Raw genomic sequence first — 10944 nt, 5'->3', positions numbered from 1 at the left:
CTCGATGACACGATGCGCATTGCGTATCAGTCGATGGCTGAGGTTTGGCGCTTTCACCCCGATGTGAAAGACCTGCGCACCGCCGCCTATCTGGTCAGCATCGGCAAGGTCGCCGCTAGCTACCGCGCAAAGGGGCTGTAACCTCGCGCGGGCCCTATGCTGCGCCCCTGAAAAGTTCCCCGAAAGCCGCTGTGATAGCGGCTTTCGGCAAAGACGCGCCAAACCGCGCAAGCGTGTACTGCGGAAAACCGCTCTGTCACTTGTATTCCAACGGGGGCTGGCTAGGTTCCTGCGCCATGAGCACCCGCTCTCGTGTCCGCTGCAGCCTTTAACTTTAAACGGCGCAGGCAGTGGACGGGCGGCGGGCTTGCAAAGAAACATTTAGGAGATGTGACGATGAAATTTGGTAAACTCATGATTGCCGCAGCACTGGCGACGTCCAGCGCGCCTGTCTTCGCCGCCACCAGCGCTGAAACCGATTGCCAGTATCAGGCAGATGTCGTGCAGGCCGTCCGGCAAGCGCGGATCGATCGCGTGAAAGAGCGTGACGTGCCGGATCACATCGCCTCCAAGAACCCAGAATGGCCCGATCGCTATGACGCGGTTGTGCCGCTGGTCGCCCCTTGGGTCTATGAAATGAAAATGCGCGACGTGAAGGGCAACGACCTCTCTGCCGCCTGGAACGAAATGTGTTTGGGCCAGTGACGCCCGCGCGCGTCGTTTGATCGTGCCGGAGTACCTGTCGGGGCGGTAGGACGGGGGCCAGCCCCCATCGCCCTGACGGACGATCCCCCCGGAGTTTATCCGGCAAAATGAAGCCCGTTGCGCAGGCTTTGGGTGCTGGACTTTGGCCCTGCCGACCCAATATAAAACAGTATGAGCCTGCCCCCTGGATTTTTGGATGAACTGCGCAGCCGTGCCAGCCTGTCACAGGTGGTGGGGCGCAAAGTGATGTGGGATCCGCGCAAGTCCAATCAGGGCAAGGGCGATATGTGGGCTCCGTGCCCGTTCCACCAGGAAAAATCCGCCAGCTTCCACGTCGATGACCGCAAGGGATTCTATTATTGCTTCGGGTGTCACGCCAAGGGGGACGCGATCTCTTTCGTGCGCGAGACCGAGAACGTCAGCTTTATGGAAGCGGTAGAGATTTTGGCGCGTGAGGCGGGGATGCCCATGCCGAAACAAGACCCGCGCGCGCAGGAGAAGGCGGATAAGCGCACGCAACTGGCCGAGGTGATGGAACTGGCGGTGCAGTATTTTCGGCTGCAGCTGCGCACCGCTGCGGCAGGGGCCGCGCGCGACTATCTTGCCGGGCGCGGGCTGACGCCACAGGCCTTGGAGCAATGGGAAATCGGCTTCGCGCCGGACCAGTGGCAAGGGCTTTGGGATCACCTGAAGGCCAAGAACGTCGAGGATGCGTTGATCCTTGGGGCGGGGCTGGCCAAGCCTTCGTCCAAGGGCGGGCGGCCTTATGATACTTTCCGGGGCCGGATCATGTATCCGATCAGGGATGCCCGGGGGCGGGCGATTGCCTTTGGCGGGCGGGCAATGGACCCGAATGACAACGCCAAATATCTGAACTCTCCCGAGACGGAGCTGTTTGACAAAGGCCGCAGCCTCTACAATGTGCGCGATGCGCGGACAGCCGCAGGGCAAGGCAAGCCGTTGATCGTGGCCGAAGGCTATATGGATGTGATTGCATTGGTGCAGGCCGGTTTCGGTGCGGCGGTGGCCCCCTTGGGCACGGCGATCACCGAGAGCCAGCTACAGATGTTGTGGCGCATCTCGCCCGAGCCGATCATCACGCTGGACGGGGATGCGGCNGGNCAACGTGCGGCCATGCGCTTGATCGATCTGGCGCTGCCGCTGCTTGAGGCGGGGCAATCCTTGCGTTTTGCCGTGATGCCTGACGGGCAGGATCCGGATGATCTGCTCCGCGCCCACGGGGCACCAGCGTTGCAAAAGNTACTGGATAACGCGATGCCNATGGTGCGTCTGCTNTGGCAGCGCGAGACCGACGGNCGCGTTTTCGACAGCCCCGAGCGTAAGGCAGGGTTGGACAAGGCGCTGCGCGAAAAGATCATGATGATCAAAGACCCGTCGATCCGCAGCCATTATGGCCAGGAAATCAAGGATCTGCGCTGGCAGCTNTTCCGTCCGCAAAAGGCCAAGAGAGATTTTAGCCCCGTCGCGCGCGCCTCCGGTGGGGGCAAATGGGCCCCCGCGCCGCAGGGGCCNTCCCCTAGTGCGAANTCCTCTATTCTGGTGACCGCNGCCGGGCTGGGAGCGACGGAGCATCTGCGCGAGGCGGTGATCCTGATGGCCCTGCTGGGCTGTCCGCAGCTGGTGGAAGAGTTCGAGAACGGGCTGGCCGCGATGCGNTGTCAGGATCCTGATCACGGGCGTATCCGCGATTTGATGTTGCGCCATGTACATCACGATCCGGCGGTGTTGCGCGAAAAGATTTATGACGCAGTGGGGGAGTACACCCTTGAAAACATGCTGNCGCAGCGCCACGTAGCCATCACGCCCTGCATCCGAAGCCCTGGCAACCTGGAAAAGACGCGCATGACTGTCGCCGAAGAACTGGGCAAGCTGGAAGCCGTGCGCGGGCTGGACGAAGAGATTGCCGATGCGGTCGAAGATCTGACCGGCACCGCGGATGAAGGGCTGACATGGCGGTTGGGCGAAGCGGCACGCAACGCTGATCGCGCACAGCGCAGCGGGCAGGAAGATACCGCAGAATACGACATTGCCGAGAACGGTGCCCACATCAGCCGGGACGAACGCAGCGCTTTTGACGCATTGCTGGGGTCGATCCTGAAGGGTGATGCGAAAGACAAAAAATGAACCCGGCGTGGCTTTTTCGCCGGGATGTTTAACAAAATACAGGGTAACGGGTTTAAGAATCACCCAGAACCCCGCATGATTCGAACAACCGAATCACGTCACGTGATTCGCACCCATTCGCTGGAGGAAATTTCATGGCCGCCAAAGACACNAACGAAGACGCGAAGTCTGACGACCAGGATGCCGGCCATTCGCTTGATATGAGCCAAGCCGCCGTCAAAAAGATGATCGGCGAAGCCCGTGAAAAGGGCTATATCACCTACGATCAGCTGAACACCGTTCTGCCCCCTGACCAGGTCAGCTCGGAGCAGATCGAGGATGTGATGTCGATGCTGTCCGAAATGGGCATCAACGTGATCGAGGACGAAGAAGCCGAAGAAGAAGACGCCAAGGGCGGGACNGAAATTGCGACCACGGAAAGCAACCGTGATGTGGCGCTGTCCTCTGGCACGTCCGAAAAGCTGGACCGCACGGATGACCCCGTTCGCATGTATCTGCGCGAGATGGGNTCGGTTGAACTGCTGAGCCGCGAGGGCGAGATTGCCATCGCCAAGCGGATCGAGGCAGGGCGCAACACGATGATCGCGGGGCTGTGTGAAAGCCCGCTGACCTTCCAGGCGATCACGATCTGGCGCGACGAACTTTTGTCCGAAGACATTTTNCTGCGCGATGTCATCGACCTCGAGGCGACATTCGGCACCCAGATGGGCGACGAAGAAGAAACGACTCCGGTCGTGCCAACCGCNGGCACCGAGACAAAGCCCGCNGAAAGCACCAGCGAAGTTGACGCCGNCGGCAACCCGATCTCGAACGATGACGACGACGAGGATGATGACGAACAGGCCAACATGTCGCTGGCCGCAATGGAAGCCGCGCTGAAGCCGCAAGTGCTGGAAGCGCTCGACATCATTGCCGATGACTACGTCAAGTTGAGCCANATCCAGGACAGCCGGATTTCGGCNACCCTGAACGAGGACGGCACCTTTTCGAAGACCGATGAGGAAGAATACCAGCGCGTCCGCTCCGAGATCGTGGCTTTGGTCAACGACCTGCACCTGCACAACAACCGTATCGAAGCGCTGATCGACCAGCTTTACGGCATCAACCGCCGCATCATGCAGATCGACTCTGCGATGGTGAAGCTTGCTGATCAGGCGCGCATCAACCGCAAGGAATTCGTCGACGCCTATCGCGGCTACGAGCTGGACCCCAACTGGATGGAGCGGATGGCCGAGAAATCCGGTCGCGGCTGGCAGATGTTCATCGAACGGTCCTCTGACAAGGTGGACGAACTGCGGGCTGATATGGCGCAGGTCGGTCAATACGTCGGTCTTGATATCTCTGAATTCCGCCGCATCGTGCAGCAGGTTCAGAAGGGCGAGAAAGAGGCCCGTCAGGCCAAGAAAGAAATGGTCGAGGCGAACTTGCGTCTCGTGATCTCCATCGCCAAGAAATACACCAACCGTGGCCTGCAATTCCTTGATCTTATTCAGGAAGGGAACATCGGCCTGATGAAGGCCGTCGACAAGTTCGAGTACCGTCGCGGCTATAAATTCTCGACCTATGCGACATGGTGGATCCGTCAGGCGATCACCCGTTCCATCGCGGATCAGGCGCGCACCATCCGTATTCCGGTCCACATGATCGAAACGATCAACAAGCTGGTTCGGACCGGCCGCCAGATGCTGCACGAGATTGGCCGCGAGCCGACGCCGGAGGAACTGGCCGAGAAGCTGCAGATGCCGCTTGAGAAAGTGCGCAAGGTGATGAAGATCGCCAAGGAGCCGATCTCCCTCGAAACGCCTATTGGCGACGAAGAAGACAGCCAGCTTGGTGATTTCATCGAGGATAAGAATGCCGTGCTGCCGCTCGACAGCGCCATTCAGGAAAACCTCAAGGAGACCACGACACGGGTTCTGGCCAGCCTCACCCCGCGCGAGGAACGTGTGCTGCGGATGCGCTTCGGCATCGGCATGAACACCGACCACACGCTGGAAGAAGTCGGCCAGCAGTTCAGCGTGACCCGCGAACGTATCCGTCAGATCGAGGCGAAGGCGCTGCGCAAGCTCAAGCACCCAAGCCGGTCGCGCAAGCTGCGGTCGTTCCTCGATCAGTAAGCGCCTGATCGCGAGAGTTTTGAAAGGCGGGTGTTCAGGCACCCGCCTTTTTTCATGCGCTGAAGCGACGATCTCGAAGCTGTGAATTTAAAATCCCGCCGCGCAGCCTATCTGTGAACCACGCACCAAACAGGAGCCGCCATGAAACGTCTTGCCCTTGCCGCCATTCTCTCTGCCGCCCCGCTCGCCGCGTTTGCGCAATCCTTTACAGCGGTGAACGAGCTGCAGGTCATCCCGCTGTCGGGCGCATCCTTCGAGGTGATCGAGGATCATGGTGAAGGGGCCCGGGGCATGTGGTGTGCCGCCGCCGAATATGCCGAGGAAGGGCTGGGCACGCCAAGCGCCGCTGAGATCTACGTCAAGTCGCCGCGCGGGCCATCTATCAGCGGGGTAGGGCGCACGGGCGTCGTCTTTACCCTGAATGATGCAGAGCTGTCGGAGCCTGCGTTCAAATCCTATTCGGTATCGGTGCGCAACGCGGGTCAGGCCCTGCCCGTGGGCCACGCCATCCAGTTCTGCAAGGACTACATCCTTGAGCTTAAAGACCTTTGAAAATTAGGAATACCACGATGAAAACCCTGACCACCGCTTTCGTACTGGCCGCATTGGCAACGACCCCGGCCCTCGCACAGGCCTATGTGCCGAATGACCGTCTGACTTTCACACCGACCGAGGGCGGCGTGCATATCAGCGGCAGCACCGGCTTTGGTGCGCGCGGGCATTGGTGTGCCGCGGCGGATTATGCGCTGCGCGAAATGGGCGCGCAGGACAGTCAAAAGCTGTATGTAAGCGAGCCGCGCGCGCGTGGTTTTGGCGGCGATGGTGGTGTCACCTTCACACTGGATCCCGCGGGGCTGACCCCGTCGCCCGTCGTGATCCTGGGCGGATCCTTGACCAAGGCCGGGTCGGCCATGACCATCAGCCACGGGATCACGCTCTGCGGTGGTTTGCAATCGCCCGGGCGTTGAGGCTAGCCTGACGCATCAGCACAAGGCGGGCGGAATGAATAGCGAGTTTACGGTCAAGACCGGCGGGCAAGGGCTCTACGAGGTGACGGGTCAGGTGCATCAGGCGCTATCGGGGCACCGCTCTGACGGGTTGGTGACACTGTTTCTGCGCCATACCTCTGCCTCGCTGCTTATTCAGGAAAACGCGGACCCGGATGTGCAGCGCGATCTGCTGGCCTATTTCTCGCGTCTGGTGCCGCCTGCGGATGACCCGTCAATGTCCTACCTCCGGCATACGCTGGAAGGACCAGATGACATGCCCGCGCATATCAAGGCGGCAGTGCTGCCCGTCACGCTCAGCATCTCCGTGGTTGCAGGCCGCATGGTGTTGGGCACATGGCAAGGCATTTATTTGTTCGAACACCGCGACGCGCCCCATAGCAGGCGCATCGCGGTGCATTTCGCCTGAATTCAGTCCACCGGCATCAGGTGGACCTCGCGCACGGCTGCGTGGGCCGGTGCCTCTAGCGCGTGCATCACGGCCGATGCCACGTCTTCTGGTTTCAGCTTGTCGGGCTTGGCTTCGTCAAAGAACGCCGTGTCCACCATCCCGGGGGAGACAACCATACAGCGCCCGCCCCATTCCGCCATTTCGTCGGCGAGGTTGCCCGCAAAGCCGTGGATAAAGAACTTGGTCGCGCCGTAGATCGACCCCTTGATGTGGCGGCGTCCTGCGGCGGAACCGGTCACGACATACTGCCCCGTGGTCTTGCGCAGATATGGCATCGCGGCATGGGCCGTATACAGCGCGCCCATCACGTTCAGATCGATCATCGATTTCCAGTCGTCCGGGTCACCCTTTTCGGTGCCGCCCGGCGATGTCCCCCGTCCTGCATTGGCAAAGACAGCATCGATTTGCCCGAACTTCTGGGCAAGACGGCTCATGGCATGTTCCTGATCTTCGTATTGCGTGGCGTCCCCGGTCAGCACCAGCGCCTGATCCCCGATCTCGCCTGCAAGGTCTTTCAGCTTGTCTTCGCTGCGGGCGAAAAGCCCGACGTTCCAGCCGGCCTTGGCAGCAGCGCGGGCGGTGGCTGCACCGATCCCGCTTGAGGCTCCGGTGATGAAAAGCGTCTTGGTCATAGTGAATTCCTTTCAGGTCAGTCGTCTTGCAGGGACAACGCATGGTATCAGCCAAAGTTCAGGGCAGTTTTCCCCGCTACAACATATAGATGGGCATTTCGCCCCTACCCAAAACCTCGCGTTGGTCCTATAGTTTTGGGGAATGGGGGTGTTTCACCCCCTATTGAGCAGGTTTAAGATAAGGGGACCGGCTATGCGCTGCCCGTTTTGCGGAAATATCGACACCCAAGTTAAAGACAGCCGCCCGGCCGAGGATCACGTTTCGATCCGCCGCCGTCGTTTCTGTCCCGCCTGCGGGGGCCGGTTTACCACCTATGAACGGGTGCAACTGCGCGATCTGGTTGTCGTCAAAACCTCGGGCAAGCGCGAGGATTTCGACCGTGACAAGCTGGAACGCTCCATCCGGATCTCGATGCAGAAACGCCCGATTGATCCCGAACGGATCGATCAGATGATCAGCGGCATCGTGCGCCGTTTGGAAAGCATGGGCGAAACCGATGTCGGATCGAAACAGATCGGCGAGATCGTGATGGAGGCACTGGCCCGCATCGACACCGTCGCCTACGTCCGCTTTGCCAGCGTCTACAAGAACTTTCAGGCGGCAGATGATTTCGATAAATTCGTGCAGGAACTGCGGCCCGATACCCCTGCGGACGAATAAGTATGTCTGACGACGCGCGCTTTATGGCGCTGGCCTTGTCGCTGGGCCGGCGCGGGCAGGGGGCTGTCTGGCCCAATCCCGCCGTCGGCTGCGTCATCGTGCAACAAGGCCGCATTGTCGGGCGTGGCTGGACCCAGCCGGGCGGCACGCCCCATGCGGAACCCCAAGCGCTGCGTCAGGCCGGGCCTGCGGCACAGGGGGCGACGGTCTATGTCACCCTCGAACCCTGCGCCCATACCGGCAAGACGCCGCCCTGCGCCGATGCTCTTGTCGCCGCCAAGCCTGCGCGCGTGGTGATCGCCTGCACCGACAGCGATCCACGCGTCAGCGGCAAGGGCATTGCGATCCTCCGTGCGGCGGGCATTATCGTTGACGTAGGCGTGCTCGAGGATGAAGCCCGCGCGGATCACTTGGGCTTTTTCCTGCGTGTCGACGAAGGCCGCCCGATGGTGACGCTCAAGCTCGCGAACAGCTTTGACGGTCGCATTGCCACCGCGTCGGGCGAAAGTCAGTGGATCACAGCCGCGCCCGCCCGCCGCGTGGTTCATGCTATGCGCAGCCGCCATGATGCGGTCATGGTGGGTGGTGGCACGGCGCGGCAGGATGACCCCAGCCTGACCGTGCGCGACCTTGGCTCCACGCGGCAGCCGACACGGATTGTTGTGTCAAACGGGCTGGACATCCCGCTGAATGGCACGCTCGCGAGAACCGCCAATGACATCCCCCTGATCCTTTGCCACGGCCCCAAGGCCCCGGCAGAGCTGATCGGGACCTGGGAAAGCCTTGGCGCGACGCTGATCTCTTGCGCACCAAAGATGGGCCAGATCGACGCCGATGACATGCTCCAGCAGCTTGGCCGCCACGGTCTGACACGCATCTTCTGCGAGGGCGGCGGCGGACTAGCTGCGACGCTGCTAAAGGCGGATCTCGTGGATCAACTCGTCGGGTTTACGGCGGGTCTGGCCCTTGGCGCGGACGGCTTGCCCGCCATCGCGCCGCTGCAGCTTCAACGTCTGGCACAGGCCCCGCGCTTCACCCTGACCGAAACTTCGCGCATCGGCCCCGACCTCCTCCACATCTGGGCCCGCAGCAACACGCCCGCCTAACCCCTTCCAAATGGCTTAAAATCCCGGGGGCGCGGGGGCTGGCCCCCGCCTCTGACCGGCACATGGGCTTGCCCCGCTGTACTATCGCCGCCGCCACAAATGCGCCTGTGTGGCAAACACGCCCTGCAGCTTCGCCAGCACCCGGTTCGCCACCCCGCGCCGCGGCAGATCACCCGAAGCCAACCGCTCCACCACCACCTCGACCGGGCAGGCGGTGCCGCTGCGCGGATCAAAGTACCGTGGATAATCTATCAGGGCGGCATGCGCCAAACCTTCGATGCTCACCTCTGCCCTTCGCCGCGCCGGGATATCGCCGCGGTCTTCGGTCAGCCCCCAGCCCGCGTAGAAGGGGGCACCTAAGGTCACCACCTTGACGCCGCGCAGCAGGGCCTCGAACCCCAGCAGCGATGTCATGGTCCAAACCTCATCCACATGCGCCAGCAGGGCGATGGGGTCGGCATCGGGCAGCACACGGTCCGCCAGCCCGCCTGCGTCAATCGCGCCGCGGCGCAGCCCAGCCTCTACATCGGGATGGGGCTTGTACAGGATCACGGCGTCGGGATGTGCGGTGCGCGCGGCTTGTAGCAGCGCCAGATTGGTGGATACCGCATCGGTGCCCGCACGGATAGACGCGTCGTCCTCCACCTGACCCGGTACCAGAATGCGCCGTCCGGCGGGCAGGGCGTCCAGATCGCCACCACCGCCAAGGTTATACTTGCTTAGCACCGCGTCGCGCAGCGCCGCAATCAACCGTGCCGCGCGGCGCGACTGGTCGGGGCGCATTTTGGCGCGCGACGTGATCAGCTGTTCCAGCCGGCTGGGGCTGCGCGGGTCATAGTAGATACCCAGATCATCGCAGACCAGCGACAGGGGCGGCACCAGATCGGCCCCCAATCCGCGCGAGCGCAGGAAACCGTCTTCGATCCGCAGGGCACCGGCATGGGCCTGCGTCGCTTTCGAGGCCCAGACCATCCAGGGCTTGCCTGTGGCGCGGGCGGCCTTTGGGTCATTCTGGTAGGTCACCGGCGACCAGCGGCCAAAGAAACGCTGCAAGGGCTGACGTTTCCACAGGCGCATGTCAGAAGCGACCCAGCCCCGGTGGTCTTCGCGCCAGGCCCGGGTCTGCGCGGCCATCGCCTCTATCACGGTTTCCAGATCACACAGGCAGTCACGGTGCGGATCGTACCATTTTGGATAAAGGATCATCGCTCCTGCAAAAAGCTGCGCACGGGTCAGCACGCGTTGTCGCCGCTGCACGGGGAATTCGTCTTCGGTCAGGCCCCAGCCCGCATAGAAGGGCTGCCCGAAGACCCGGGGCTTGTGGCCTGCAAAGATCGCCTCGAACCCCATTTGCGAAGACACGGTATAGACACGCACGGCCCCTTCAAACAGGGTCCAGGGGCTGATGGGGGCGGTCAGCAGGGTGATGCGGTCGTTGGCGTCCTGAGGCCCGAAATGACCTCTGCGATAGCCCTTTGCGGTTTCGGGATGGGTCTTGATGATGATCCGCGCGCCGGGGTTCTCTTGCTGGGCAAAAACCAGCATCTCAAGGAACCGCGACCGGTCCGCGCCCGATGCCGCGACCGACGCATCTCCCAAGGTCTGGTCGATCACCAACACATAGCCGGGATCCGGTGCGGGGTGCGCGGTGTCGAACCCGCTGTATTTGGTCAGATGCGCCTCCGTGATGCGGTGTATGGCACCGCGCGCACGGTCCAGCAAAGCCGTGTCATCCAGCGGGTGGCTGGTCAGGATGTCCTCAAGCTCGGAGGGCTGTGCCGGATCGAAATGCAGCCCCTTGTGATCGACCAGGAGCCCCAGCGGCGGCTCGCCTGCGCGACCGGGAAACAGCGACCGCAGCATCGCGTCTTCGACGCGGACAACGGGCAGCCCTTTTTTTGTTGCAACGGCCAACCCACGATGCGCGGTGCCTGCATTGCCCCAGACAGCGATGGCATCGCCGTCGCGCGGCATGCCCAGATGCAGGCTATAGCCCGACAGCTGCAAGATGCGCCGCACCCGCCGGTTGGAGATGAAACCGCCGTTAAACACAAAAAGCCGCCGGTCCCGTGGGGAACCGGCGGCGGGTGTGTCGTATATTTCAGGCCCTAAAGCCATCG

10 protein-coding genes are annotated in these 10944 nt (G+C 62.0%); 8 read left to right on the top strand and 2 right to left on the bottom strand.

Translation table 11 applies throughout. The features are described from left to right. The first annotated feature begins 396 nt into the window (after window positions 1-396). The 6 genes from CBB63_RS09515 to CBB63_RS09490 all read left to right on the top strand — a co-directional run bounded on the left by CBB63_RS09515 (window position 397) and on the right by CBB63_RS09490 (window position 6383). Window positions 397-705, top strand: a complete 309-nt coding sequence (locus tag CBB63_RS09515) for a hypothetical protein (RefSeq protein WP_005849241.1) — start codon at window positions 397-399, stop codon at window positions 703-705. A 171-nt stretch (window positions 706-876) separates the two neighbouring features. Further along, the gene (gene dnaG, locus CBB63_RS09510; protein ID WP_286698968.1) at window positions 877-2850 is read left to right on the top strand and encodes a DNA primase; all 1974 of its coding nucleotides are present in this window, start codon (window positions 877-879) and stop codon (window positions 2848-2850) included. A gap of 134 nt (window positions 2851-2984) precedes the next feature. Next, entirely contained in the window at window positions 2985-4967 is a 1983-nt protein-coding gene (gene rpoD, locus CBB63_RS09505) for an RNA polymerase sigma factor RpoD (protein ID WP_286698967.1), read from the top strand. 141 nt (window positions 4968-5108) lie between these two features. Continuing rightward, complete coding sequence (locus CBB63_RS09500) at window positions 5109-5519, top strand: hypothetical protein (protein ID WP_286698966.1); 411 nt, start codon at window positions 5109-5111, stop codon at window positions 5517-5519. A gap of 17 nt (window positions 5520-5536) precedes the next feature. Continuing rightward, the gene (locus CBB63_RS09495) at window positions 5537-5935 is read left to right on the top strand and encodes a hypothetical protein (RefSeq protein WP_237279620.1); all 399 of its coding nucleotides are present in this window, start codon (window positions 5537-5539) and stop codon (window positions 5933-5935) included. Window positions 5936-5969: 34 nt separating this feature from the next. Next, window positions 5970-6383, top strand: a complete 414-nt coding sequence (locus CBB63_RS09490) for a secondary thiamine-phosphate synthase enzyme YjbQ (protein ID WP_286698965.1) — start codon at window positions 5970-5972, stop codon at window positions 6381-6383. Between the two features lie 2 nt (window positions 6384-6385). Here CBB63_RS09490 and CBB63_RS09485 read toward each other — a convergent pair whose 3' ends face one another. Next, window positions 6386-7057 (bottom strand): SDR family oxidoreductase, encoded by a 672-nt coding sequence (locus CBB63_RS09485; RefSeq protein WP_286698964.1) that lies wholly within the window; start codon window positions 7055-7057, stop codon window positions 6386-6388. A 193-nt stretch (window positions 7058-7250) separates the two neighbouring features. On the opposite strand from CBB63_RS09485, the gene nrdR reads away from it, so the two are divergent. Both nrdR and ribD read left to right on the top strand, forming a co-directional pair. Continuing rightward, window positions 7251-7718, top strand: coding sequence for a transcriptional regulator NrdR (gene nrdR / locus CBB63_RS09480; protein ID WP_005849229.1), 468 nt, complete (start codon window positions 7251-7253; stop codon window positions 7716-7718). A 2-nt stretch (window positions 7719-7720) separates the two neighbouring features. Continuing rightward, window positions 7721-8824, top strand: a complete 1104-nt coding sequence (ribD, locus tag CBB63_RS09475; protein ID WP_286698963.1) for a bifunctional diaminohydroxyphosphoribosylaminopyrimidine deaminase/5-amino-6-(5-phosphoribosylamino)uracil reductase RibD — start codon at window positions 7721-7723, stop codon at window positions 8822-8824. Between the two features lie 81 nt (window positions 8825-8905). On the opposite strand, the gene CBB63_RS09470 is transcribed toward ribD, so the two are convergent. Further along, the gene (locus CBB63_RS09470) at window positions 8906-10942 is read right to left on the bottom strand and encodes a capsule polysaccharide biogenesis protein (RefSeq protein ID WP_286698962.1); all 2037 of its coding nucleotides are present in this window, start codon (window positions 10940-10942) and stop codon (window positions 8906-8908) included. Between the last annotated feature and the right edge of the window lie 2 nt (window positions 10943-10944).

Source organism: Sulfitobacter sp. TMED3 (assembly GCF_002167505.1).
In the GTDB taxonomy this organism is placed as follows: domain Bacteria; phylum Pseudomonadota; class Alphaproteobacteria; order Rhodobacterales; family Rhodobacteraceae; genus Sulfitobacter; species Sulfitobacter pontiacus.
The sequence above is the reverse complement of the archived record's forward strand: the minus strand, read 5'-3'. Positions and strand labels throughout refer to the sequence as shown.

What these genes read in the sequence shown, in the direction of transcription:
- CBB63_RS09500 (WP_286698966.1), top strand. Translation starts at nt 5,109, where the DNA reads ATGAAACGTCTTGCCCTTGCCGCCATTCTCTCTGCCGCCCCGCTCGCC.
- CBB63_RS09485 (WP_286698964.1), bottom strand. Translation starts at nt 7,057, where the DNA reads ATGACCAAGACGCTTTTCATCACCGGAGCCTCAAGCGGGATCGGTGCA.
- CBB63_RS09515 (WP_005849241.1), top strand. Translation starts at nt 397, where the DNA reads ATGAAATTTGGTAAACTCATGATTGCCGCAGCACTGGCGACGTCCAGC.
- CBB63_RS09470 (WP_286698962.1), bottom strand. Translation starts at nt 10,942, where the DNA reads ATGGCTTTAGGGCCTGAAATATACGACACACCCGCCGCCGGTTCCCCA.
- ribD (WP_286698963.1), top strand. Translation starts at nt 7,721, where the DNA reads ATGTCTGACGACGCGCGCTTTATGGCGCTGGCCTTGTCGCTGGGCCGG.
- nrdR (WP_005849229.1), top strand. Translation starts at nt 7,251, where the DNA reads ATGCGCTGCCCGTTTTGCGGAAATATCGACACCCAAGTTAAAGACAGC.
- CBB63_RS09490 (WP_286698965.1), top strand. Translation starts at nt 5,970, where the DNA reads ATGAATAGCGAGTTTACGGTCAAGACCGGCGGGCAAGGGCTCTACGAG.
- CBB63_RS09495 (WP_237279620.1), top strand. Translation starts at nt 5,537, where the DNA reads ATGAAAACCCTGACCACCGCTTTCGTACTGGCCGCATTGGCAACGACC.